The following is a 24,792-nucleotide window of genomic DNA, read 5'->3' as shown; positions in this document are numbered from 1 at the left end:
CGGTTCGCCCGCCTTCGCGCAGATCTCAGGCCGTGACGATCCAGCCTTCGAGCGGGTCCATCTCGAGCGGCAAGCCATAGCGCGGCGCGCCCTGCTGCCAGGCCCAGGCCGCCTGCATCAGGCACAGCACGGCGTCCAGGCTGTCGCCGCTGGCGTCGTCGGCCAGCGCATCGCGCTGGGCATGGCTGACCTTGAGACGCAGCCCCAGCCGGGTTTGGCCGTTTTCCAGCGCGGTGATCAGGTCTTTGCGTGCGATCAGCCGTTCCGGCGTCTGCTTGGCCTTGTCGTCGCTTTTGTAAGAGCGGCTGCCCAGCACCTCGCGCGCCAGCAGGCCGGGGTAACCTTCCAGCGCGACGCGGCTCAGGTCGCCCTGATGCAGGCCGGGCAGGTGCACGCCGGCCGCCAGCAGCCGGGGCACGCCGGCATGCAGCATGTAGGCGACCGGCGGGTTGACCCATTTCATCGACGGGCTGGAGCCGGCCGGCCCGTCGGCCGCGCGGTGGGCGAATTTTCGCCCGACGGGACGGGCATCGCAAAAGGCGGCAAAGGCGGTGCGGATGTCGGGTCGGCTCAGGGCCGCATAGTGCAGCATCAACTCCGGCCATTGGCCGGGCCAGCCGAGTTGCTCGACCAGTTCGCGCGGCAAACCGAAGGGAAAATCAAAAGCACCCAGCCAGGCGGGTTCGCGGCGCAGCCATTGCTCGAAGCCGTCCAGCGACTCGATGCGTTCCAGGCCCGCGAGCAGCACGCGGCCGCCGGCGGCGGAGCCGGTGGCCATCACGATGGGTTTGCGGCGGCTCGGGCTGCTGGAGAAATCGCAGCCCAGAAGCAGCCCTGTCACCGGCGCTGCCGCCAGGCTCAAACGCGCCCGCAGATGGAGGCGGTGGCCATCAGGTCTTCGAGCAACGCGTACGAAACCTTGCCGGAGACGGAATAGGGATCGAGCTCGGCTTTCTCGGAATACTTCAGCAGGATGGAATGGTTGAGCTTGGAGAGATTGACCTGGCCCATGGTCCAGCCGCCGAAACGCCGTTCGGAGATTTCCTCGAAGTGCAGCAGCACCACGTCCTTGTGGCGTGCATCGTGCTGGATATGGCCGAACAGGTCGCTGACCGCCATGCGCCCGCCTTCGATGGCCTGCAGGAAGATGCCGCCGCCATAGCAGAGGATGCCGGTGATGCCGGTGGCCGGGTTGTGCTGGCGCGACTGCGACAGGATGCCCTCGATGGCTTCGGGACTGGTGTCGACCGCGCGGCTTGCGTAAAGTAAACGTACCAACATGCTTAGCCTTTCTGCGGAATCAGTGCGAGGAATTCGCGGCGCAAGGTCGAATCCTTGAGGAACACGCCACGCATCACCGAGTTGATCATCTTGCTGTCCATGTCTTTCACGCCGCGCCAGGCCATGCAGTAGTGGCTGGCTTCCATCACGATGGCCAGGCCGTCGGGCTGGGTTTTTTCCATGATGAGGTCGGCCAGCTGCACCACGGCCTCCTCCTGGATCTGCGGGCGGCCCATGACCCATTCGGCCAGGCGCGCGTATTTTGAGAGGCCGATCACGTTGGTGTGCTCATTGGGCAGCACGCCTATCCAGATCTTGCCGATGACCGGGCAAAAGTGGTGGGAGCAGGCGCTGCGCACCGTGATGGGCCCGACGATCATGAGCTCGTTGAGGTGCTCGGCGTTGGGAAACTCGGTGATGGTGGGAGGCTGCACATAGCGGCCCTTGAACACCTCGTTGAGGTACATCTTGGCCACGCGGCGCGCCGTGTTGTTGGTGTTGTGGTCCCCGGCGGTGTCTATCACCAGGCTGTCGAGCACACCCTGCATCTTGACCTCGACCTCGTCCAGCAGTTTTTCGAGCTCTCCGGGCTGGATGAACTGGGCGATGTTGTCATTGGCGTGAAAGCGCTTGCGCGCCAGGGCGAGCCGTTCGCGGATCTTGACGGAGACAGGCGTACCCTCGCCGGTCGCGTCCTGGGGGGGCGTGTCGGATTTCATAAGCATGCCAGATATTACCAGCCTGACCCTGTGCCGTCTTGTCCGGAATTTGACAGGGTCTTTGGCATTTCTCCCTTTCCACATGGGCACAAGCAGCTATCAATTTGGTAGCTGTTAGAGGCAGCGCGACCTCAAGGCCTCAATAACGCTGGCCGGCCACCAGCAGCGCAAGCCGCACCAGCGCGTAAGCCACCCAGCCCCGCAGGCGCTGGCCCAGGGGGCGGTGGCTGTGGGCCGCCGGCTCCATGCGCCGCCCCTGGGTCAGCATGGCCTCGCGCAGGATGGCCGCCAAGCCTTCGGCAAAGGCCTTGTCCTCGACCACCACATTGGCTTCGCGGGCCAGCAGCAGGCTCAGCGGATCGAGGTTGGATGAACCGACAGTGGCCCAATGCCCGTCCACCACGGCCACCTTGGCATGCAGAAAGCCGGCCTCGTATTCATGGATTTCCACGCCGGCCTCCAACAAGGCACCGTAGACAGGCCGGGCCGCGTGGTACTGCATGAAGTATTCGTAGCGCCCCTGCAGCAGCAGCGTCACGCGCACGCCGCGCCGCGCGGCCCCGATCAGGGCGCGCCGCAGCTTGCCGCCCGGCAGGAAGTAGGCGTTGGCGATGATGATCTCGCGATGCGCCTTGCCGATGGCCTTGCGGTAGGCGCGCTCTATGCTGCTGCGGTTGCGCAGGTTGTCGCGCAGCACCAGCGCCGCCCGAGGACCGGTGGCGCCGGCGCTATTGCCTGCGACAGAGGGCTCGGCCTGGGTGCGCCCGCCGTAGCCCGCCGCCTTGAACGTCTCCCACGCCGCGGTCATGTGCCGCTGCCGCGCGCTGTAACCCGCCTGCACGCGCCACCACAGCAGCGCCATGGCATCGGCGGCTTCCCGCGCCAGCGGCCCGGTGGCGGACACGGCGAAATCGACACGCGGCGCCTGAAGCTCGCCATGGTTGGGGTCGTAAAAATCGTCGAGCACATTGATGCCGCCGCAAAATAACGTGTGCTGGTCCACCACGCAGAGCTTGCGATGCAACCTGCGCCAGCGCTCCGGAAGCAGCAGGCCCAGGCCGCGCAGGCCCGTCCCCAGGGGCGAATAGACAAACCACTCGACTTTGGCCTGCGCGAATTTCTCCCGCCACTGCGGCGGCAGGGGGTTGGTGCCTATGCCGTCCACCAGCACCTGCACCGTCACGCCGCGGCCGGCCGCGCGCACCAGCGCCTCGGCCACCTCGGCCCCGGCGCCATGGAAATCGAAAATATAGGTTTCCAGCTGTATCCAGGTGCGCGCCGCGTCCAGTGCCCGGATCAAGGCGGGAAAATAGTCTCGCCCGCCTTGCAGCAACTGCAGCTCGCCTGTCTTGTGAAATGGGTACAGCATGGCCGGTGGCAGTCGTCCCTTGCGAGTGGCGAGAAGTGGGCGTGAGGTCCAGCCCATTTAAACCGAGCGACCGGTGTTTGCCAATCCCATGAAACGCCAACTCACAAAGTGTTGCGCCCGCCGCGCCGCGCGGCTCACGCCATGAATGTCGGCAGCAGCAGCACCGCTTCCGCGTTCGAGGGCGAAAAGCACAAATCGGCGGCCTCGTGGTGCGGCAGCCATCGCCAGGCGGTGTGCTCCGCGGGATTGAGCCTCACCTCACAGGCATCGGGCAGGCACAGGCTGAAGACGTGTTCGGTGTTATGGGTGACGCCGGCTGCGTACCTGTGCTGCCAAACTGGGTATATCTCGTACACATTGGACAAGCCCCAGTCGCGAAACTGCGCGGCGGCGGCCGCGATACCGGTCTCTTCCAGCACTTCGCGCATGGCCGTCTCCAGCAAAGCCTCCTCCACCGTGTCTTTAGAGCCGGTGACGCTTTGCCAGAAACCGGGATTGTCGGCGCGCTCTATCAGCAACACCTCGCGTTGCGGTGTGTGGATGACGACCAGTACTGATTCGGGGATCTTGAAGGCTTTCAAGGCATCCCCTTTCTGGGCTGGCAGTTTTGCGCGGAGTTTTAAACCGGCTGGGGATTGCGCAGGCGGATGTGCAGTTCGCGCAATTGCTTTTCGTCCACCGGGCTGGGCGCATGCGTGAGCAGATCCTGCGCGCGCTGGGTTTTCGGGAAAGCGATCACGTCGCGAATGGACTCGGCGCCCGTCATCATGGTGACGATGCGGTCCAGGCCGAAAGCCAGGCCGCCGTGCGGCGGCGCGCCGTACTGCAGCGCGTCCAGCAGGAAGCCGAATTTCTCTTGCGCTTCCTCAGGGCCGATCTTCAGCGCGCTGAACACCTTGCTCTGCACTTCTGCGCGGTGGATACGGACCGAACCGCCGCCCAGTTCCCAGCCGTTGAGCACCATGTCGTAGGCCTTGGCGATGCAGCGGCCTGGGTCGGTGTCCATCCAGTCCTCGTGCCCGTCCTTGGGCGCGGTGAAGGGGTGGTGCACGGCGCTCCAGCGCTGGCCGTCCTCGTCGAATTCGAACATCGGGAAGTCCACTACCCACAGCGGCTTCCAGCCCTTGGTGAAAAGGCCGGTCTTCTTGCCGAATTCACTGTGGCCGACCTTCAGGCGCAGCGCGCCTATGCTGTCGTTGACGATCTTGGCCTTGTCGGCGCCGAAGAACAGGATGTCGTTGTTCTGCGCACCGGTGCGCTTGAGGATTTCTGCGATGGCCGCGTCGTGCAGGTTCTTGACGATGGGGCTTTGCAGGCCCTCGCGGCCTTTGCTCACGTCGTTGACCTTGATCCAGGCCAGGCCCTTGGCGCCGTAGATCTTCACGAACTCGGTGTAGCCGTCGATCTCGCCGCGGCTCATCTCGGAGCCGCCGGGCACGCGCAGGGCTACCACGCGGCCACCCACGGCCGTGGCCGGTGCGCTGAAGACCTTGAAGTCCACGTCGGCCATGACGTCGGTCAGTTCGGTGAATTCCAGGTTCACGCGCAGGTCGGGCTTGTCGGAGCCGAAGCGGTGCATGGCGTCGGCATAGGCCATGACGGGGAACTCGCCCAGGTCGGTGGCCAGCACGGTCTTGAAGATGTTGCTGATCATGCCCTGGAACAGGTCTCGGATGTCCTGTTCGCCCATGAAGGACGTTTCGATATCGATCTGCGTGAATTCGGGCTGGCGGTCGGCGCGCAGGTCTTCGTCGCGGAAGCACTTGGTGATCTGGTAGTAGCGGTCAAAGCCGGCCACCATGAGCAGCTGCTTGAACAGCTGCGGGCTTTGCGGCAGCGCGAAGAACATGCCTTCGTTGACGCGGCTGGGCACCAGGTAGTCGCGCGCGCCCTCGGGTGTGCTCTTGGTCAGCATCGGGGTTTCAATGTCGATGAAGCCGTTGGCGTCGAGGAACTTGCGCGTTTCCATGGACACGCGGTAGCGCAGCATCAGGTTGTTCTGCATGTAGGGGCGGCGCAGGTCCAGCACGCGGTGCGTGAGGCGCGTCGTCTCCGACAGGTTGTCGTCGTCAAGCTGGAAGGGCGGCGTCACGCTGGGGTTCAGCACGATCAGCTCGTGGCACAGCACCTCGACCTTGCCGCTCTTGAGGTTGTCGTTGGTCGTGCCTTCGGGACGGGCCCGCACCACGCCTTTGACCTGCACGCAGAATTCGTTGCGCACGCCTTCGGCGGTCTTGAACATGTCGGCGCGGTCAGGATCGCAGACCACCTGCACATAACCTTCGCGATCGCGCAGGTCGATGAAGATCACGCCGCCGTGGTCGCGGCGGCGGTTCACCCAGCCGCACAGGCTCACGGTTTGGCCCATGAGGCTCTCGGTCACCAGACCGCAATAGTTGGAACGCATTTGGGAAACGATGGCCATAAAAATACTCGAACTTTCAGCGCCTTTGGGGCAGTTTTCGCCGTTTAAAGGGGAGGGGTCAGGGGCAGGGTCGCGGGCAGCGGCGCAGGTTTTGCAGGCACCACGACACCCATGGAAATCACATAGGTCAGGGCTTCATCGACGCTCATCTTGAGCTCGATGCAATCGCTTTTTTTCAGCATCACGAAGTAGCCGCCGGTGGGGTTGGGCGTGGTCGGGACGTAAACGCTCAGGTAGTCGCCCTGCAGGTGGTTGACGACGTCGCCGCCGGGCGTGCCAGTGAGAAAGCCTATGGTCCAGACGCCTTCACGCGGCCATTGCACCAGCAGCGCCTTGCGGAAAGCGTTGCCGTTTTCCGAGAACACCGTGTCGGAAACCTGCTTCACGCTGGAATAAATAGAGCGGACGATGGGAATGCGGCTCAGGAAGGAATTGCCCCAGCGGACCAGCTTCTTGCCGAAGAAGTTGCTGGCGATGGCGCCCATCAGCAGCACGATCAGCAGCGTGAGCAGCACGCCGAAACCCGGGATGTGAAAACCCAGCAGCTTGTCGGGATGCCAGGAGCCCGGCAGGATCAACAGCGTCTGGTCCAGCGTGCCGACGATCCAGTCGAGCACCCACAGCGTGATCGCCAGGGGAACCAGCACCAGCAGTCCGGCCAGAAGCCATCGGCGGATTGAAGCCATCACGAAGACGATTTGGAGGAAGAATCGCCGGCCGGAGCCTTGGCGGGCGCGGCCGGCGCGGGAGCGGGGGCCGCGGCGGTGCTTGCCGGCGCGGCTGCGCCGGAATCGACTGGCTTGCTGTCGGCGCCTTTAGCCGCGCCCGTTTCGCCGCCGTCGGACTTGGGTGCGGGGGCGCCGCCCGTGCTGTTGCCGCCGCGGAAGTCCGTCACGTACCAGCCCGAGCCCTTGAGCTGGAAACCCGCGGCCGTGACCTGCTTCTTGAACGCGGGTGCGCCGCATTGCGGACACACCGTGAGCGGCGCATCGGAGATTTTTTGCAGGACGTCCTTGGCATGCCCACAGGACTCGCATTTATAGGCGTAGATTGGCATAGTGCTTAAGGCTTTGAGGGGGTGTTCCGAGGAATACCCGGGGAAATTCGCCTGGATTGCCCGGAAAAGGCACCCAGATGCAAAGCCTTCAATTATAGGCCGTTGAGGGGCCCGTCAAGCTCAGAACAAGCGGAACCGCAGCACCTGCACGACTTGCATGGTGACCAACGCCAAAACAAAGCCCAGGCCGCCGTAAATCACGCTTTGCAGCAGCTTGTTGGTGCGTTTTTGCTCGTACAGCAGTTCCTCGATCTCGCGGCGGTGCAAGCCGGGCGGGGATTTGAGGTACTGCGACAGCAGGCGCGGCAGGCCCGGCAGCAGCTTGGCGTAGGCCGGCGCCTCGGCCTTGAGCTGCGCCAGCAGTTTCTCGGGGCCCACCTGCTCCAGCATCCATTTTTCGAGAAAAGGCTTGGCGGTGCTCCAGAGGTCCAGGTCGGGGTCCAGTTCCCGCCCCAGGCCTTCGATGTTGAGCAGGGTTTTCTGCAGCAGCACCAGTTGGGGCTGGATTTCAACGTGAAAGCGCCGCGAGGTCTGGAACAGCCGCATCAGCACCAGTCCCAACGAGATTTCCCGCAAGGGGCGGTCGAAATAGGGTTCGCAGCAGGCGCGGATGGCGGCTTCCAGCTCGTCGACCCGCGTTTCGGGAGGCACCCAGCCGGACTCGAGGTGCAGCTCGGCCACGCGTTTGTAGTCGCGCTGGAAAAAGGCGCTGAAGTTCTGCGCCAGGTATTCCTTGTCGACCTCGGTCAGCGTGCCCACGATCCCGAAGTCCAGCGAGATGTAACGGCCGAAGCTTGCCGGCGCCAGGCTCACCTGGATGTTGCCCGGGTGCATGTCGGCATGGAAAAAGCCGTCCCGGAACACCTGGGTGAAAAAGATGGTGACGCCGTCGCGCGCCAGTTTTTTCATGTCCACGCCGGCATCGCGCAGGCGCTGCGCTTGACTGATGGGAACACCTTTCATGCGCTCCATCACCATCACGTCGGGCATGCAGAAATCCCAGACCATCTCGGGAATCATCACCAGGTCGAGGTTTTGCATGTTGCGGCGCAGCTGGGCCGCATTGGCCGCCTCGCGCAGCAGGTCCAGCTCGTCGTGCAGGTATTTGTCGAATTCGGCGACCACCTCGCGGGGCTTGAGGCGCTTGCCGTCGGACGAGGCGCTTTCTATCCAGCCAGCCATCATGTGCATCAGCGCCAGGTCTTTTTCGATGGCGGGCAGCATGTTGGGCCGCAGCACCTTGACGGCTACTTCGCGCCCGTTCGGCAGGGTGGCGAAGTGCACCTGGGCGATGGAGGCGCTGGCCACCGGCGTCTGCTCGAAACTCGCAAAAATCCGGTCCAGCGGCCGGCCGAAGGCTTTCTCGATGATGGCGACGGCCACGGCCGATTCGAAGGGCGGCACCCGATCCTGCAGGCGGGCCAGTTCGTCGGCGATGTCGGGCGGCAGCAGGTCGCGGCGGGTGGACATCACCTGGCCGAACTTGACGAAGATGGGACCCAGGCTTTCGAGGGCTTCGCGCAGGCGCTCGCCGCGCGGCGCCTTCAGGTTGCGGCCCACTGAAACAATGCGCGTCAGCAAGCGTATCCAGGGGCGCTCGAAACTGGACAACACCAGTTCGTCCAGCCCGAACCGCAGCACGGTCCAGACGATGAAGATACCCCGGAAAAGCCGGGTCATGCAGAAGCCTTCGCGGCCGAGGCGCCCTCACCTGCCGCCGCGGGGCTTGCGGGGGCCGCCGGGCTGGCAACCCCGGATGACACAGGAGCCGGGGACAGCGGCGTCCTGGCCAGGAACTGCTTGAGTCCTTCAAACAGGCGGCGCCCGGCGTCGGCCACCGCGTGCGCGGGTGCGTCGCCGATCAGGCGCGACAGGTCTTCTTCGGCATCCCAGCGCAGGTTTTCCGCCAGCCAGCCGAGCTCGGCTGCCAGTTGCACGTCGCCTTCGATCTTCACCGGCGGCGGCTTGCCGGCCAGCACGGATTGCATGACTGTCAGGGGCGATTCGGTGGCGACGGCCAGCGTGAGGTCCGGCGTGTCGCCGGGTGCCGCCCGGTCCACCAGGCCCGCCGGCGTGACCACCAGGTCGATCGAAAACAGGCCCCAGCGCAAGTGCACCACCCGCCCCTTTTGCCGCAGCAGGCGGTCCTGTGCCTGCTTTTCCTGCATCAGGACGTGGTTCAGGAAGAGCACCAGCCGTTGCTGCCCTTCATCGACCACCCAGGCGGGCGGCTGAAAGCGGGTGGCAATGGATTCCAGAAATGAAAAAGGGGACGTGGGCGGAGTATTCATACGCCCCCGATTTTGCAGGATAAAACGCCCGACGAGGTAAGTAGCCTATTTATCTGCCAGTCGGGGCCGCGGAACCGGCTTTGCCAGGCCCCAGGCGCAGCGTCCCCTCGGGGGGGCAGCGCATTACACGAAGTGAAAAGCGTGGGGGCTTATTGCAAAGCCTGTACCCCAGCTACCAGCCAGCCGCTGCCGCCGCTGCGCGGCTTGGTCATGTTCCAGACTTCGCGGAAGGGGCTGGCGCCTGCGGAGGCGTCTTCGCGGATCATGCCGGAGAACTCGACGCTGGCCATGTAGACGTCGCTCAGTTCCTCGATGCCGAGCAGTTGGGCGTCCAGCATCACGACTTCGGTCTTGTTGACCTGGCCGCCGGTGTGCGATTCGCGGTCGGCGAGCTGTGTCTTGATCTGCTCGAGCATGTCGTCGGTCATCATGGCGCGCAGGCTCTGGATGTCGGAGCGGTCCCAGGCATCCTGCAAGGTCACGAAGTTGGCCTTGCTGGCCTTGAGGAAGCCTTCGGCGTCAAACCCGGCCGGCACGCCCCAGGACTGCGAACCCAGCAGGGCCGATCCGATCATGGAGCCGCCCGCGGCGGGTGCGGCCGCGTCGTATTTGTTGGCGTCGAAAGCCATACTGCTGCGCTCCCAGGGGCGCGCGGAGGCATCGTTGCCCACGTTCTCGGGGCTGTAGTTCTTGGGGGTGGTGGCATTGCCCGCACCCTGGAAGGCGAACGGCGCCTGGCCGGACGCCGCGCCGGGCGCCGCTGACGCCCCGCCCTTGAGCCTGCGCATGACAAAACCGATCACCACCATGACCACCAGCGCCAGCAGGGCGAACATGATGATCTGTCCGAAGGCGCCGCCCAGGCCCAGCGACGAAGCCAGCCAGGCCAGGCCCAGGCCAGCGGCCAGGCCGCCCAGCATTGCGCCCCAGGGGCGTTTAGGCGCCTGCGCGGGCGCCGCGGCGGGCGTGGCCGGCTTGGCGGCGGAATTGGTGGCCGAGCTGGCGCCGCCCGGCGCTGCCTCGCGTTGTGTGACGTTGGACGACTGTTTGCCGATCGACTTGCCGCCGGCCAGGCGCTTGGCCTCGGCCGACGTGCCGGCCAGGGCCATGGCCGTGACCAGCACGGTGGAAAGAATCGCGGACCAGATTTTCGTTTTCATATCGTCTCCTTAATCACACTCAACACGTCAATTTCAATTCAGCGGTTCAATGCCTCAGCACTTGATTCCAACATGCAATGCCACCACACCGCCCGACATGTTGTGATAGTCCACATGGCCGAAACCACCTTTGCGCATCAGGGCTTTAAGTTCTTCCTGGCCCGGATGCATGCGGATGGACTCGGCGAGGTACTGGTAGCTTGAGTCGTCGTTGGCCACCAGCTTGCCCAGCCGGGGCAGGACCTTGAAGGAATACCAGTCGTAAATTTTTTCCAGCGGCTTGGCCACTTTGGAGAATTCGAGCACCAGCAGCTTGCCGCCGGGCTTGAGCACGCGGCTCATCTCGCGCAGCGCGTCTTCCTTGTGCGTCATGTTGCGCAGGCCGAAGGCCACGGTCACCACGTCGAAGCTCGCATCGGGGAAAGGCAGGTGCTCCGCGTCGCAGACCAGCGTCGGCAGGTTCACGCCGGCGTCCAGCAGCCGGTTGCGGCCTTCGCGCAGCATGGCCTCGTTGATGTCGGTGTGCACCACACGCCCGGTGCTGCCCACCTTGGGGGCAAAAGCCAGCGCCAAGTCGCCGGTGCCGCCGGCGATGTCCAGCACCTGGTAGCCCTCCTTGACGTTGGCCACCAGCACGGTGTAGGCCTTCCAGGCGCGGTGCAGGCCCATGGACATCAGGTCGTTCATCACGTCGTATTTGGGCGCCACGGAATCGAAAACGCCGCGCACGCGGCGCGCCTTGTCCTGCTCATCGACGGATTCAAAACCGAAATGGGTGCTGCTCATGCATCAATGCTAGAGGGCAATGCCCGGAATGACCGCGACAACCCTGGGATGACGCGGGGCATTGCGGCCTTATTGCCGGCTTTTATGCTGGAAAAACAACAGTGCCGCGAAGCCGGCTTTCGCCGCACTCGCCCGGCACGGCCGGGGCCTTCGCGCAGCCTGCGCAGTCAGTGGCTTGCGCAGCCGTGGCCGCCGGCTTGCGGCATGGGCGCGTCGCGGTCCACGCCGGCCGCCTGCAGGCGCCGCTGGTAGTCGTCCCAGAGGCGGCTCTGCTCGGCGCCCAGGTGGTAGAGGTAGTCCCAGGAAAAAATCCCACTCTCGTGGCCATCGGAAAACACCGGTTTGACCGCGTAGTTGCCGATGGGTTCGAGCTCAACCACGTTCACCTCGCGCTTGCCGGTCTGCAGGATTTCCTGGCCCGGGCCGTGGCCCTGGACCTCGGCCGACGGCGAGTAGATGCGCATGAGTTCAAACGGAATCCGGAACTCGGCGCCATCGGAAAAAGCGATTTCAAGGACGCGCGACTGGCTGTGAACCGTCAGCGCCGTGGGCGTCGGGGAGCCGGGTTGAAGGCCTGCCATGGAGTGATCGCTTTCTGAGAGGAAATGGCCGGACGCATCCGGCCATCATGGTTTTGGCAATAAGCCCATTGACACCGAAGCCTGGCTAGACCAGCACCCGCTCGATGCCGCCGTGGTTGGCCGCTTCCACATAGGCCGGCAGCCACTCCTTGCCCAGGATCTGGTTGGCCATTTCCACGACGATGTAGTCGGCCTCGAGCAAGCCGTTCTGCAGGTCGTCGCCGTAGCGCGAAAGCCCCTGAAGGCAGCTCGGGCAGCTGGTGAGGATCTTGACGCTGCCGCTTTCGGCGACGGCACCGGACGCCCGCAGGGCGGCTTCGCCCTTGCGCAGCTCTTCTTCCTTGCGAAAGCGGATCTGCGTCGAGATGTCGGGGCGGGTCACGCCCAGCGTGCCGGATTCGCCGCAGCAGCGGTCATTCTTGAGCACGTTGTCGCCCATCAGGGCCTTGACGGTCTTCATGGGCTCCTGCAGCTTCATGGGGCTGTGGCAGGGGTCGTGGTAAAGGTAGCCCGCGCCCGGCTGGTCGGTGCGCAGCGTGATGCCTTTTTCCAGCAGGTACTCGTGGATGTCGATGATGCGGCAGCCCGGGAAGATTTTCTCGAACTCATAGCCCTGCAGCTGGTCGTAGCAGGTGCCGCAGCTGACCACCACGGTTTTGATGTCCAGGTAGTTCAGCGTGTTGGCCACGCGGTGGAACAGCACCCGGTTGTCGGTGATGATTTTTTCGGCCTTGTCGAACTGGCCACTGCCGCGTTGCGGGTAGCCGCAGCACAAATAGCCCGGCGGCAGCACGGTCTGCACGCCCGCATGCCAGAGCATGGCCTGCGTCGCCAGGCCCACCTGGCTGAACAGCCGCTCGGAGCCGCAACCGGGGAAATAAAACACGGCTTCAGTTTCCGACGTGGTGCTTTTCGGGTTGCGGATGATGGGGACGTAGTCCTTGTCCTCGATGTCCAGCAGCGCGCGCGCGGTCTTTTTGGGCAGGCCGCCCGGCATCTTCTTGTTGATGAAGTGGATCACCTGCTCTTTCACGGGCGCCTTTCCGACCGTGGCCGGCGGCAGGGCCGTCTGCTTGCGCGCCAGCCGGCGCAGCAGGTCGTTGGCCAGGCGCTGGGCCTTGAAGCCCACATCGACCATGGCGCCGCGCATGAACTTGATGGTCTGCGGGCTGGTCGCGTTCAGGAAAATCATGGCGGCGGCATTGCCGGGCCGGAAGGACTTCTGCCCCATCTTGCGCAGAAGGTTGCGCATGTTCATCGAAACTTCGCCGAAGTCGATGTCCACCGGGCAAGGCGTGAGGCACTTGTGGCAGACCGTGCAGTGGTCTGCCACGTCCTCGAACTCTTCCCAGTGCTTGATGCTCACGCCGCGCCGGGTCTGCTCTTCGTAGAGGAAAGCCTCCACCAGCAGCGAGGTCGCCAGGATTTTGTTGCGTGGGCTGTACAGCAGGTTGGCGCGCGGCACGTGGGTAGCGCAGACCGGCTTGCATTTTCCGCAGCGCAGGCAGTCCTTCACGCTGTCGGCGATGGCGCCTATGTCGGACTGTTGCATGATCAGCGACTCGTGGCCCATGAGGCCGAAGCTGGGCGTATAGGCGTTGGTCAAATCGGCTTGAAGACTTTGTCCTTCTTTGCCAAGGTGCCCCTGGTCTCGCAGCAGCTTGCCCTTGTTGAAGCGCCCTTCAGGGTCGACCTTCTGTTTGTATTCGGTGAAAGGCCGCAGTTCCTCGTCGGTCAGGAATTCCAGCTTGGTGATGCCGATGCCGTGCTCGCCGGAAATCACGCCGTCCAGCGAGCGGGCCAGCACCATGATGCGCGCCACGGCCACATGCGCGGTCTGCAGCATCTCGTAGTCGTCGCTGTTGACAGGCAGGTTGGTGTGCACGTTGCCGTCGCCGGCATGCATGTGCAGCGCGGCCCAGACGCGGCCCTTGAGCACGCGCTTGTGGATGGCCGTGCATTCCTCGAGGATGGGCAAGAACGCGCCGCCTGAGAAAATCGCCTGCAGCGGAGCGCGAATCTGGGTTTTCCAGCTCGCGCGCAGCGAATGGTCCTGCAGTTGCGGGAACAGCGTGGCCACGCCTTCGAGCCAGCCCGACCAGAGTGCGCGCACTTCGCCCACCAGAGCGAGCGCCTGGCCGACGCGGTCTTCCAGCAGTTCGGCCGACGGAATGTCGTTGGCGTCGTCCGACTTGCCCAGGGGCAGGTTGCCCTTGAGGAAAAAAGCCTCCAGCTCGTTGCACAGCTTGATCTTGTTGGCCAGGCTGAGCTCGACATTGATCTGCTCGATCCCGTCGGTGTACTCCGCCATACGGGGCAGCGGGATCACCACGTCTTCATTGATCTTGAAGGCGTTTGTATGCTTGGAGATCGCGGCGGTACGCTTGCGGTCCAACCAGAATTTCTTGCGGGCGTCAGGGCTGATGGCGATAAAACCTTCGCCGTGGCGCGAGTTGGCAATGCGCACGACTTCCGACGTGGCACGCGCCACGATATCGGCATCGTCGCCGGCAATGTCGCCAAACAGCACCATCTTCGGCAAGCCCCCATGCTTTTTCGATTTGGTGGCGTAGCCGACCGCCTTCAGGTAGCGATCATCCAGATGTTCAAGCCCCGCCAAGATGGCGCCACCGCGCTTTTGCTCGGCGAACATGAAGTCCTTGATCTCGACGATGCTGGGCACTGCGTCCTTGGCATTGCCGAAGAACTCCAGGCACACGGTGCGGGTATGCGCCGGCATGCGGTGCACGATCCAGCGTGCGCTGGTGATGAGGCCGTCGCAGCCTTCCTTCTGGATACCAGGCAGGCCGCTCAGGAACTTGTCGGTAACGTCTTTGCCCAGGCCTTCCTTGCGGAATGTTTTGCCGGGAATATCCAGCCGCTCGGTGCGAATGGGGGTTTTGCCGTCGGCCTCGAAATACTGCAGCTCGAAGCTGGCCATCTCGGCGTCGTGGATCTTGCCTAGGTTGTGGCCCACGCGCGTGACTTCCAGCCACTGAGCCTCGGGCGTGACCATGCGCCAGGACGCCAGATTGTCGAGCGCGGTGCCCCACAAGACGGCCTTCTTGCCGCCCGCGTTCATCGCGATGTTGCCGCCTATGCAGGAGGCTTCGGCCGAGGTCGGGTCGACCGCGAACACAAAACCGCCGCGCTCGGCCGCATCGGCCACGCGCTGGGTGACCACGCCGGCTTCGGTCCAGATGGTGGCGACCGGCTGTTCAAGGCCCGGCAGCGAGACCATTTCGACCTCGGTCATGGCCTCGAGTTTTTCGGTGTTGATGACGGCCGACTTCCAGGTCAGCGGGATCGCGCCACCGGTGTAGCCGGTGCCGCCGCCGCGCGGGACGATGGTCAGGCCGAGTTCGATGCAGGCCTTGACCAGCCCGGCCATTTCAACTTCGGTGTCGGGCGTGAGGACCACAAAGGGGTATTCGACGCGCCAGTCGGTCGCGTCGGTGACGTGTGAAACCCGCGAGAGGCCGTCGAACTTGATGTTGTCCTTGAGGGTCAGCTTGCGCAGCTTGCGTTCCGTCAGGCGGCGCAGGTCGTACATCTCGCTAAAGGAGGTGTAGAAGCGGGCGACTGCACCGCGGGCGGCGTCCAGCAATTCGCCCACGATGGCGTCGCGCTGCGGGTCCGCATCCGGCGTACGGCGTTTTTCCACCTCGGTCAGGCGGTGCTGCAGGGCGTCGACCAGCAGCTTGCGGCGCTTGGGGTTGTCGAGCAGGTCGTCCTGCAAATAGGGGTTGCGCTGCACCACCCAGACGTCGCCCAGCACTTCGTAGAGCATGCGCGCGGAGCGGCCGGTGCGGCGCTCGTCGCGAAGGCGGTTCAGCAGGTCCCAGGCGCGCTCGCCGAGCAGGCGGATGACCACTTCGCGATCGGAAAACGAGGTGTAGTTGTAGGGAATCTCGCGGATGCGGGCTTCGCCGGCCTTTGCGTCACCGGCAAAGACGTGGAGTTCTTGGAGTGTGGTAGGGGCGTTCATCGTGAAAAGCCAGCGGCTTCAGACCCGTGTCCAGCGCTGTTGCCCTATATTACCGCAGCGCAACATTCGGGGCCGTACCATACAGGCCTGGGGGAATAGTCCTAAGTTGTCTTATGGAAATCCCGCTTGTCTGAGGTCTTCGAAATCGCTTAAATCCGTGTGTCATAAACAGTTTCTAGACTGTCCCGTTTAACTTGGCGCCCCTTGTGCGCGCCCAAATCCCAGGAGTTTTGATGAAAAACCGTCTTTCCGCGTTTGCTTTTGCGGCCCTAGGCCTGTGCATGCCTTTGGCCAGCCAGGCGCAAGTCGAGATCCAGTGGTGGCACTCCATGGTGGCGGTCAACGGTGAATGGGTCAATGACCTGGCCAAGCAGTTCAACGAAAGCCAGAAGGAATACAAGATCGTTCCCACCTTCAAGGGCAGCTACGACGAATCCATGACGGCCTCCATCGCGGCCTTTCGCGCCGGCAACGCGCCCCACATCCTGCAGGTGTTCGAAGTCGGCACCGCCACCATGATGGCCAGCAAGGGCGCGGTCATTCCGGTCGGCCAGGTCATGAAGGACGCCGGCGAGAAATTCGATCCCAACGCCTACATTTCGGCCGTCGCGGGCTACTACACGGCGCCCAACGGCCAGATGCTGAGCTTCCCGTTCAACAGCTCCACCACCATCTTCTACTTCAACAAGGATGCCTTCAAGGCCGCCGGCCTTCCTACCGACAAAGCGCCGGTGACCTGGCCCGAGGTGGTGAATGCCGCCGCCAAGCTCAAGGCCGCCGGCCACAAGTGCCCCTTCACCACCGCCTGGCAGGGCTGGACCCAGCTGGAGAGCTTCTCGGCCTGGCACAACGTCGAGTTCGCGACCAAGAGCAACGGCCTGGCCGGGCTCGACGCGCGCATGAAGATCAACTCGCCGCTGCACCAGCGTCACATCGAAAACCTGGCCAACATGGCTAAGCAAGGCCTTTTCGTCTACAAAGGCCGCGGCAACGTGCCGGAAGCCAGCTTTGTGTCGGGCGAGTGCGCCATGATCAACACCTCCTCGGGCTTCTACGGCAACGTGGCCAAGAACGCCAAGTTCGCCTATGGCCTGGCCCCGCTGCCTTACTACCAGGACGTTCCCGGCGCGCCGCAGAACACCGTGATCGGCGGCGCCAGCCTCTGGGTCATGTCGGGCAAGAAACCGGCCGAATACAAGGGCGTTGCCAAGTTCTTCAGCTTTATCTCCACGCCTGAAGTGCAGTCGGCCAGCCACAAGCGCACCGGCTATCTGCCGGTGACCACTGCCGCTTACCAACTGACCGAAAAATCGGGCTTCTATACGCAAAACCCGGGCACTGACGTCGCCGTGACGCAGATGATTCGCAAGGTGACCGACAAGAGCCGCGGCATCCGCCTTGGCAACTATGTGCAGGTGCGCGCGATCGAGGACGAGGAACTCGAGCAAGTCTGGAACGGCAAGAAGACGGCCAAGGAAGCCCTGGACTCCATCGTCAAGCGCGGCAACGAACAGATTGAGCGCTTCCAGAAAGCCAACAAAGGCTGATCACGCAAGCGACAGAGCAAGCCCGCCCGACGGGCTACACTCGGCCCGCCTGACTCCCTCTTCCAGACAAGAGAAGGCCAGGCGGGTTTTTATGTTTAAGCGCCCCCAAGTTTCTGCCCACTGAAGGCCCTATGGAAAAACGCGTTGTCTTTCGATCCAGCTGGCTGCCCTGGCTGCTGCTGCTGCCGCAAATGGCGGTCATCCTGGTGTTCTTCTTCTGGCCTGCCGCGCAGGCCATCCTGCAGTCGCTGCAACAGCAGGATGCCTTCGGCACCTCCGTCGAGTTCGTCGGCATGGCCAATTTTCAGCAGTTGTTCGACGACCCGAGCTATGTGGAGTCGTTCAAGACCACCGCGTTTTTCTCGGTGATGGTGGCCGGCATAGGCATCAGCCTGTCACTTCTGCTGGCCGTTTTCGCCGACCGCATCACGCGCGGCGGCATGTTCTACAAGACCATGCTGGTGCTGCCCTATGCCGTCGCCCCAGCTGTCGCGGCCGTGCTGTGGGTCTTCATGTTTTCGCCCTCGCTGGGCGTGGTGGCCTATGCCCTGGGCAAGATAGGCATTGACTGGAATCACCTGCTGAACTCCCGTCACGCGATGACGCTGATTGTGATGGCTGCAGTGTGGAAGCAGATTTCCTACAACTTCCTGTTCTTCCTGGCGGGCCTGCAGTCGATCCCCAAGTCACTGATCGAGGCCGCCGCCATTGACGGTGCCCGGCCCTGGCGCCGCTTCTGGACCATCCAGTTCCCGCTGCTGTCACCCACCACTTTTTTCCTGTTGGTCATCAACGTGGTCTACGCATTCTTCGACACGTTTGCGATCGTCCACGCTGCTACCGAAGGCGGTCCGGGCAAAGACACGGCCATCCTGGTTTACAAGGTCTACCACGACGGCTTCAAGGCCATGGACCTGGGCGGCTCGGCCGCGCAATCCGTCGTCCTGATGGTGATCGTGGTCGCGCTGACGGTCATTCAGTTCCGTTATGTCGAGAAAAAGGTCCAATACTGATGAAAACAAAAAATAAAACGAGGGCCCACCATGGTTGAAAAACGCGGAACACAAGGCATCCTCGCCCACGTGGTGGTGATGCTGGGCGTCTTCATCGTCGCCTTCCCCCTCTACCTGGCCTTTGTGGCCTCGACCCATACGGCGCAGGAAATCGTCCAGGCGCCCATGCCGATGCTGCCGGGCACGAATATGCTCGACAGCTACAAGGCGGCGCTGTTCGGGCGCGAGTCCGCGACCGGCTCCAATGCGCCGGTGGCGCACATGATGTGGGTCAGCTTCGTCACTGCGATGGTGATCGCCGTCGGCAAGATCACCATCTCGCTGCTATCGGCCTTCGCCATCGTGTACTTCCGCTTTCCCTTCAAGAAGACCTGCTTCTGGGCCATCTTCATCACCCTGATGCTGCCTGTCGAGGTGCGCATACTGCCGACCTACAAGGTGCTGTCGGACCTGAACATGCTCAACACCTATGCAGGCCTGACGGTGCCGCTGATTGCTTCAGCCACGGCGACCTTTCTGTTCCGCCAGTTCTTCCTGACGGTGCCTGAAGAGCTGACCGAGGCCTCGCGCATGGACGGCGCCAGCCCCATGCGCTTTTTCTTCGACGTGCTGCTGCCGCTGTCCAAGACTTCGATCGCGGCGCTCTTCGTGATCCAGTTCATCTACGGCTGGAACCAGTACCTCTGGCCGCTGCTGGCCACGACCAGTGAAGACATGTACCCGGTCGTCGTGGGCATCAAGCGCATGATCGCCGGCGGCGACGGCCAGAACGAATGGAACGTGGTCATGGCGACCGCCATCCTGGCGATGCTGCCGCCCGCCCTGGTGGTGGTGCTGATGCAGAAATGGTTCGTCAAGGGCCTGGTCGACACCGAGAAATAAAAGAAACACGCAAGCAAAGACAAGACGGAACACAACTATGGCATCCCTTTCATTCAACAACATCATCAAGCGCTACGGCACCGGCAAGGACGCGCTGCAGGTGCTGCACGGCGTCAACGCCGAAATCAAGGACCACGAATTCATCGTCATCGTCGGGCCCTCGGGCTGCGGCAAATCAACCCTGCTGCGCATGGTGGCCGGCCTCGAGGAAGTCAGCGACGGGCAGATTTCGATCGGCGGCAAGGTCGTCAACGAGCTGGAACCCTCGGAGCGCGACATCGCCATGGTGTTTCAGAACTACGCGCTCTACCCGCACATGAGCGTGTTCGACAACATGGCCTACGGCCTGAAGATCGCCAAGGTGCCCAAGGACGAGATCAAGACCCGCGTCGACAAGGCCGCGAAGATCCTCGAACTCGGCCATCTGCTGGACCGCAAGCCCCGCGCCCTCTCTGGCGGCCAGCGCCAACGCGTGGCCATGGGCCGTGCCATCGTGCGCCAGCCGCAGGTATTTTTGTTCGACGAACCGCTGTCCAACCTGGACGCCAAGCTGCGCGTGCAGACGCGCCTGGAAATCCAGAAGCTGCACCGCGAACTTGGCATCACCTCGCTCTTCGTCACCCACGACCAGGTCGAGGCCATGACGCTGGCGCAGCGCATGATGGTGATGAACGCCGGCCGCATGGAGCAGTTCGGCACACCCGAAGAGGTCTACAACCGCCCCGCCACCACCTTTGTGGCCAGTTTTATGGGCTCACCACCCATGAACCTGCTCAAGCAGGCGCCCAACGCCGACTTCGGCGGCAAGCCGGGCGCCATCCTGGGCATACGGCCCGAGCACCTGCAGGTCGGCACCACCGGCTGGGCGGTGCAGGTCGACACGATTGAAATGCTGGGCGCCGAGCGCCTGCTGTACTGCCGCATGGGCAGCGAAGCCATCATCGTGCGCACCGACGAAAGCCTGTCAATAGCGCCAGAGATCGGCGCGACCATTCACGTCACGCCGCGCGCGGACCGCCTGCACTGGTTTGACGCCGAGACGGGCAAACGGCTGTAATTGCGCCATGACGAATCCCGTGACGGCCTCCAACTGGCCCTATCCCCGCTGGGTGGCGCACCGCGGCGCTGGCAAGCTGGCGCCTGAAAACACCCTGGCCTCTTTCATGCTGGGCGCCAGCCATGGCTACCGCATGTTCGAGTGCGATGTGAAGCTCAGCGCCGACGGCATCCCGTTTTTGCTGCACGACGCCACGCTGGAACGCACCAGCAACGGCAAAGGCGTGGCCGGTGAGCTGAACTGGGAGGCCTTGGCAAAGCTCGACGCGGGCGGTTGGCATTCGCCGGTCTTTGCCGCCGAGGGCCTGGCCAGCTTTGAGCGCATCGCCCGCTTTTGCCTGGACAAGGGCTATTTCCTGAACATCGAGATCAAGCCCACGCCGGGTATCGAGAGCCGCACCGGCACCGTCGTGGCCAATGAGGCGGCCCGGCTGTGGCAGGGTACGGCTATTCCGCCGCTGCTGACGTCCTTCCAGCCGCTGTCGCTTGAAGCGGCCCGTGCAGCGCAGCCCCAGTTGCCGCGCGGCCTGCTGCTCGACGAACTCCCCGCCAACTGGCTGGAAACGGCGACCGGGCTGGGCTGTGTGGCGATCGTCTGCAACCACAAACTGTGGAATGCCGACACGGTGGCGCAAGCCAAAAAAGCCGGATTCAAGTTGCTGAGCTACACCGTTAACGATGAGGCCAACGTGCAGAGGCTGCTGGCGCTGGGCACCGACGGCATCATCACGGACGCGGTGAACGTCTTCAAGCCAGACTAGGCTTTCAGTTTTTCCAGGCCCCCAGAAGTACCCACTGGGAAAGCGCAGCGCCGGCCACCATCGCGGCATAGGTCAGCATCTTCCCGTCATGGCCGAAAAACACCAGGCCGGCGACCAGCACCAGCACATTCACGGCGAAAACAATCACCGCCTGCGCCCACCAACTGGCGGCGACGGGGTTTTTAGACCTGAAAACTCCGCCAAAAATACGGCTGGACAGCACCAGCAGCACGGCGACCGCGGCGGCCGGCAGGACAAGGTTGAACAGGTGGTTGGCCAGCAGGTAAAAGGTCATGCGCTTGGGGAACGGTTGAAGAATCGCCGGGAAGCATCTCAAAAAGCCCCGAAAAAAGGGCTATCAAGGCGATTGTCAGGGCTTCCAGCCGGGCCGGCCGCTTCAATTTTATAATCGGAGGATGTCAGTCTGGGCCCTTGGGCTAAACCATAACACCGCACCGCTCGATTTGCGCGGGCGATTTGCCTACGCCCTGGACCAGGTCGAGCCCACTTTGCGCGGCCTGCGCGCCTCGCTGGCGCGCCAGCCTGAGGCGACCCTGCTCTCCACCTGCAACCGCACCGAAATCTACTGCGCCGGCGACAACACCGACCTGGACCACACCCTGGAGTGGCTGGCGCACAACGGCGGTGTCTCGCCGGCCCTGCTGCGATCGCATGCCTACACGCTGCAGGGCGACCAGGTCGCCCGCCACGCCTTTCGCGTGGCCAGCGGCCTCGACTCCATGGTGCTGGGCGAACCGCAAATCCTGGGCCAGATGAAAGACGCGGTGCGCGCCGCCGAAGACGCCGGCGCCATGGGCACCACGCTGCACCAGCTGTTTCAGCGCTCCTTTGCCGTGGCCAAGGAGGTGCGCAGCAGCACCGAAATCGGCGCGCACAGCATCAGCATGGCGGCGGCCAGCGTGCGCCTGGCCGGCCAGCTGTTTGAGAACCTCAGCGACATCAAGGTGCTGTTTGTCGGTGCCGGCGAAATGATCGACCTCGCGGCCACCCACTTCGCCGCAAAAAACCCGAAAGCCATGGCGATTGCCAACCGCACGCTGGAGCGCGGCGAAAAGCTGGCCGGCCGCTTCGGTGCCGAAGTGATGCGCCTGGCTGATTTGCCCAGCCGCCTGCACGAATTCGATGCGGTGATCAGCTGCACCGCCAGCACGCTGCCCATCATCGGCCTGGGCGCCGTCGAACGCGCCGTCAAGCTGCGCAAGCACCGCCCCATGTTCATGGTCGACCTGGCCGTGCCGCGCGACATCGAACCCGAAGTCAAGGCCCTGCCCGACATCTACCTCTACACGGTGGACGACCTGGCGCACGTGGTGCAGACCGGCAAGGACAGCCGCAAGGCCGCCGTGGCGCAGGCGGAGGTCATCATCGACGCCGGCGTGCAGAACTTCATGCACTGGCTGGGCCAGCGCCGCAGCGTGCCGTTGATCCAGCAGCTCAATGCGCAAACCGACGAGTGGCGCGCAGCCGAAATCGTGCGGGCCAAGAAGCTGCTCGCCCGAGGCGAACCCATAGACACCGTGCTGGACGCGCTGACCCGGGGCCTGACACAGAAAATGCTGCACGGCACGCTGGCCGAACTGCACGCGGGCGATGCCAGTAGTCGTGAAGCTACGGCTCAGGCCGTCTCCCGGCTGTTCTTGCGCGGCCAGCTGCCCAAGATCAAGTCCGGCGACAAAGAGCGTTAGCGCCCACTCAGCGCTGACTTCTCCTGCCGGCGCCCGCCGGCGCCTTTGTCGACAGCCTTGCGGCACCTTTTTCGGCTTTTCCGGCCTCCATTTCCATGAAACCCTTTCTTCGCCAAACCCTGGACCGCCAGCTTCTGCGGCTGCACGAGCTGGACTCGCTGCTGTCCGCCAGCGACGTGGTCAGCGACCTGGACCGCTTTCGCGCGCTGACCCGGGAGCACGCAGAAGCCAGCGTGATCGCCGGGCAGTACACGCGGCTGACCGGCCGCGAGGCCGACCTGGCTGGCGCCGAAAGCATGCTGGCCGACGCGAAGGATGACCCCGAGATGGCCGCCATGGCCGAGGAAGAGATTGACGCGGCCAAGGCCGACATCGCGCAAATCGACGAGGCCCTGCAACTGATGCTGATCCCCAAGGACCCGGACGACCTGCGGCCGGCCTTTGTGGAAATCCGCGCGGGCACCGGCGGCGACGAGTCGGCGCTGTTCGCGGGCGACCTCTTCCGCATGTACACCCGTTTTGCCGAGCGCAACCGCTGGCAGGTCGAGATCATCAGTGAGTCGCCGAGCGAGCTGGGCGGTTACAAGGAGGTGGTGCTGCGCATCGAGGGCGCCGCCGACGCCATGGGCGTGGGCGTCTACGGCAAGCTGCGCTTTGAATCGGGCGGCCATCGCGTGCAACGCGTGCCGGCCACCGAAACCCAGGGCCGCATCCACACCAGCGCCTGCACCGTGGCCGTGATGCCCGAGCCCGACGAGGCGGTGGCCATACAGATCAACCCGGCCGACCTGCGCATAGACACCTACCGCGCCAGCGGCGCCGGCGGCCAGCACATCAACAAGACCGACTCGGCAGTGCGCATCACGCACATCCCGACCGGCATCGTCGCCGAATGCCAGGAAGGCCGCAGCCAGCACAGCAACAAGGCTCAGGCGCTCAAGGTGCTGACCGCCCGCATCCATGAAAAAGACCGCGCCGAGCGCGCCGCCAAGGACGCGGCCCTGCGCAAGGGCCTGGTCGGCACGGGCGACCGTAGCGACCGAATCCGCACCTACAACTTCCCGCAGGGCCGGCTGACCGACCACCGCATCAACCTGACGCTGTACAAGCTGCTGGCCATCATGGAAGGCGACCTGGGCGACGTGATCACCGCGCTGCAGGTGGCGCGCGGCGCCGAGCAGCTCGCCGAGCTGGAAACCGCGAACAGCGGGCTTTGAGGCGTTCGCCGTGAACCCGTCAAACTGCGCGCAAGCCCTGGCCGCCGCCCAGTCCCAAGGGCTGGATCGGCTGGACGCCCAGCTCCTGCTGCTGCATGCGCTGGGCAAGCCCGGCGACGCGCGGGCTTGGTTGCTGGCGCACGACACTGATACCCTGCCGGAGCAAGCGGCTGAAGACTTCCGGGCCATGTGCCTGCGCCGGATCGCCGGGGAGCCCCTGGCTTACGTCCTCGGCCACAAGGAGTTTTTCGGTCTCACGCTGCAGGTGGACGCCCGCGTGCTGGTGCCGAGGCCCGACACTGAAACCTTGGTGGGCTGGGCGCTTGAGCGGCTGCGGGCCTCCGGCATACCGCCGGTGCCGGCGGTGCTGGACCTGGGCACGGGCAGCGGCGCGATTGCGCTGGCCATCGCGCACAGCCTGCAAACAGAGGGCCGCCAGGGCAAGGTCGTGGCCGTGGACGCGAGCGCGGCCGCGCTGGAGGTGGCCCGGGGTAACGCCTCCCGCCTCGGGCTCGACCTGGATTTCCTCCAGAGCCACTGGTTTGAAGAAGTTAGCGGACACTTTCACCTGATTGCCAGCAATCCGCCTTATATCGCCAGCGCTGATCATCATCTGGAGGCCTTGGCCTATGAGCCCCTGTCCGCCCTGGCCGCCGGCACCGACGGGCTGGCCGACATCCGCGAAATCGTGCGGCAGGCGCCCGGCCACCTTCTGCCGGGCGGCTGGCTGCTGCTGGAGCATGGCTACGACCAGGCCGAGGCGGTGTGCAATCTGCTGGCCCAGGCAGGCTTTGCGCAAGTCCAGAGCCGGCTGGACTTGGCCGGTATCGCGCGCTGCTCGGGCGGGCTATGGGCAGGCGGGTGAGGCAGCCACGCGGGATGTGAAACGGCGGGATAATCGGGCTGTTGAATTCTGCTTCCCAGATTCCATCTAACTGAAGTCGCCTGCCCCG

General features: G+C 64.0%; 23 protein-coding genes. 8 read left to right on the top strand and 15 right to left on the bottom strand.

The annotated features are described in order from the left end of the window. Window positions 1-25: 25 nt before the first annotated feature. The 14 genes from AC1D0O_RS05335 to AC1D0O_RS05270 form a co-directional block, all read right to left on the bottom strand. Window positions 26-778, bottom strand: coding sequence for a DUF429 domain-containing protein (locus tag AC1D0O_RS05335; RefSeq protein ID WP_477652807.1), 753 nt, complete (start codon window positions 776-778; stop codon window positions 26-28). Between the two features lie 80 nt (window positions 779-858). Continuing rightward, window positions 859-1,281, bottom strand: coding sequence for a BLUF domain-containing protein (locus tag AC1D0O_RS05330; RefSeq protein WP_436157645.1), 423 nt, complete (start codon window positions 1,279-1,281; stop codon window positions 859-861). A 2-nt stretch (window positions 1,282-1,283) separates the two neighbouring features. Further along, window positions 1,284-2,006: a GTP cyclohydrolase I gene (folE, locus tag AC1D0O_RS05325; protein ID WP_477652504.1), complete on the bottom strand. Its 723-nt coding sequence runs from the start codon at window positions 2,004-2,006 to the stop codon at window positions 1,284-1,286. Window positions 2,007-2,139: 133 nt separating this feature from the next. After that, a complete protein-coding gene (clsB, locus tag AC1D0O_RS05320) occupies window positions 2,140-3,369 on the bottom strand; it encodes a cardiolipin synthase ClsB (protein ID WP_477652503.1) in 1,230 nt (409 codons plus the stop codon). Between the two features lie 134 nt (window positions 3,370-3,503). Further along, window positions 3,504-3,950, bottom strand: a complete 447-nt coding sequence (nudB, locus tag AC1D0O_RS05315; RefSeq protein WP_477652502.1) for a dihydroneopterin triphosphate diphosphatase — start codon at window positions 3,948-3,950, stop codon at window positions 3,504-3,506. Window positions 3,951-3,988: 38 nt separating this feature from the next. Beyond that, the gene (aspS, locus tag AC1D0O_RS05310; RefSeq protein ID WP_477652501.1) at window positions 3,989-5,794 is read right to left on the bottom strand and encodes an aspartate--tRNA ligase; all 1,806 of its coding nucleotides are present in this window, start codon (window positions 5,792-5,794) and stop codon (window positions 3,989-3,991) included. A gap of 44 nt (window positions 5,795-5,838) precedes the next feature. After that, window positions 5,839-6,480, bottom strand: a complete 642-nt coding sequence (locus AC1D0O_RS05305; protein ID WP_477652500.1) for a DUF502 domain-containing protein — start codon at window positions 6,478-6,480, stop codon at window positions 5,839-5,841. Beyond that, entirely contained in the window at window positions 6,480-6,851 is a 372-nt protein-coding gene (locus tag AC1D0O_RS05300) for an FmdB family zinc ribbon protein (RefSeq protein ID WP_477652499.1), read from the bottom strand. Before AC1D0O_RS05300 ends, AC1D0O_RS05305 begins: the two co-directional genes overlap by 1 nt. Before the next feature lie 120 nt (window positions 6,852-6,971). Continuing rightward, entirely contained in the window at window positions 6,972-8,531 is a 1,560-nt protein-coding gene (gene ubiB, locus AC1D0O_RS05295) for a ubiquinone biosynthesis regulatory protein kinase UbiB (protein WP_477652498.1), read from the bottom strand. Then, window positions 8,528-9,142, bottom strand: coding sequence for a ubiquinone biosynthesis accessory factor UbiJ (locus AC1D0O_RS05290; protein WP_477652497.1), 615 nt, complete (start codon window positions 9,140-9,142; stop codon window positions 8,528-8,530). The genes ubiB and AC1D0O_RS05290 overlap by 4 nt, the downstream gene beginning before the upstream one ends. 149 nt (window positions 9,143-9,291) lie before the next feature. Continuing rightward, the gene (locus AC1D0O_RS05285) at window positions 9,292-10,302 is read right to left on the bottom strand and encodes a Tim44 domain-containing protein (protein WP_477652496.1); all 1,011 of its coding nucleotides are present in this window, start codon (window positions 10,300-10,302) and stop codon (window positions 9,292-9,294) included. Window positions 10,303-10,356: 54 nt separating this feature from the next. After that, window positions 10,357-11,088 (bottom strand): bifunctional demethylmenaquinone methyltransferase/2-methoxy-6-polyprenyl-1,4-benzoquinol methylase UbiE, encoded by a 732-nt coding sequence (ubiE, locus tag AC1D0O_RS05280; RefSeq protein WP_477652495.1) that lies wholly within the window; start codon window positions 11,086-11,088, stop codon window positions 10,357-10,359. A 167-nt stretch (window positions 11,089-11,255) separates the two neighbouring features. Next, window positions 11,256-11,669 (bottom strand): gamma-butyrobetaine hydroxylase family protein, encoded by a 414-nt coding sequence (locus AC1D0O_RS05275; protein ID WP_477652494.1) that lies wholly within the window; start codon window positions 11,667-11,669, stop codon window positions 11,256-11,258. Window positions 11,670-11,754: 85 nt separating this feature from the next. Beyond that, complete coding sequence (locus tag AC1D0O_RS05270; protein ID WP_477652493.1) at window positions 11,755-15,657, bottom strand: DUF3683 domain-containing protein; 3,903 nt, start codon at window positions 15,655-15,657, stop codon at window positions 11,755-11,757. Between the two features lie 233 nt (window positions 15,658-15,890). On the opposite strand from AC1D0O_RS05270, the gene ugpB reads away from it, so the two are divergent. The 5 genes from ugpB to ugpQ all read left to right on the top strand — a co-directional run bounded on the left by ugpB (window position 15,891) and on the right by ugpQ (window position 20,916). After that, window positions 15,891-17,204: a sn-glycerol-3-phosphate ABC transporter substrate-binding protein UgpB gene (gene ugpB / locus AC1D0O_RS05265; RefSeq protein ID WP_477652492.1), complete on the top strand. Its 1,314-nt coding sequence runs from the start codon at window positions 15,891-15,893 to the stop codon at window positions 17,202-17,204. Window positions 17,205-17,335: 131 nt separating this feature from the next. Then, window positions 17,336-18,217: a sn-glycerol-3-phosphate ABC transporter permease UgpA gene (gene ugpA / locus AC1D0O_RS05260; RefSeq protein WP_477652491.1), complete on the top strand. Its 882-nt coding sequence runs from the start codon at window positions 17,336-17,338 to the stop codon at window positions 18,215-18,217. Window positions 18,218-18,247: 30 nt separating this feature from the next. Continuing rightward, window positions 18,248-19,099, top strand: coding sequence for a sn-glycerol-3-phosphate ABC transporter permease UgpE (gene ugpE, locus AC1D0O_RS05255; RefSeq protein ID WP_477652490.1), 852 nt, complete (start codon window positions 18,248-18,250; stop codon window positions 19,097-19,099). 37 nt (window positions 19,100-19,136) lie between these two features. Beyond that, on the top strand, window positions 19,137-20,156 hold the full coding sequence (locus AC1D0O_RS05250; protein WP_477652489.1) for a sn-glycerol-3-phosphate import ATP-binding protein UgpC: 1,020 nt from the start codon (window positions 19,137-19,139) through the stop codon (window positions 20,154-20,156). Between the two features lie 7 nt (window positions 20,157-20,163). Then, window positions 20,164-20,916, top strand: coding sequence for a glycerophosphodiester phosphodiesterase (ugpQ, locus tag AC1D0O_RS05245; protein WP_477652488.1), 753 nt, complete (start codon window positions 20,164-20,166; stop codon window positions 20,914-20,916). A 4-nt stretch (window positions 20,917-20,920) separates the two neighbouring features. Here ugpQ and AC1D0O_RS05240 read toward each other — a convergent pair whose 3' ends face one another. Next, the gene (locus tag AC1D0O_RS05240) at window positions 20,921-21,211 is read right to left on the bottom strand and encodes a hypothetical protein (RefSeq protein ID WP_477652487.1); all 291 of its coding nucleotides are present in this window, start codon (window positions 21,209-21,211) and stop codon (window positions 20,921-20,923) included. A gap of 121 nt (window positions 21,212-21,332) precedes the next feature. Between AC1D0O_RS05240 and hemA the strand changes: the two genes are divergently transcribed. From hemA to prmC, 3 genes are all read left to right on the top strand, one after another. Continuing rightward, complete coding sequence (gene hemA / locus AC1D0O_RS05235) at window positions 21,333-22,622, top strand: glutamyl-tRNA reductase (RefSeq protein ID WP_477652486.1); 1,290 nt, start codon at window positions 21,333-21,335, stop codon at window positions 22,620-22,622. A gap of 95 nt (window positions 22,623-22,717) precedes the next feature. Further along, the gene (gene prfA / locus AC1D0O_RS05230; RefSeq protein ID WP_477652485.1) at window positions 22,718-23,839 is read left to right on the top strand and encodes a peptide chain release factor 1; all 1,122 of its coding nucleotides are present in this window, start codon (window positions 22,718-22,720) and stop codon (window positions 23,837-23,839) included. 10 nt (window positions 23,840-23,849) lie between these two features. Beyond that, a complete protein-coding gene (prmC, locus tag AC1D0O_RS05225; RefSeq protein ID WP_477652484.1) occupies window positions 23,850-24,704 on the top strand; it encodes a peptide chain release factor N(5)-glutamine methyltransferase in 855 nt (284 codons plus the stop codon). Window positions 24,705-24,792: the final 88 nt, after the last annotated feature.

This window comes from Polaromonas sp. P1_F2 (assembly GCF_056405735.1).
This window is presented reverse-complemented; position numbering and strand designations above follow the sequence as displayed.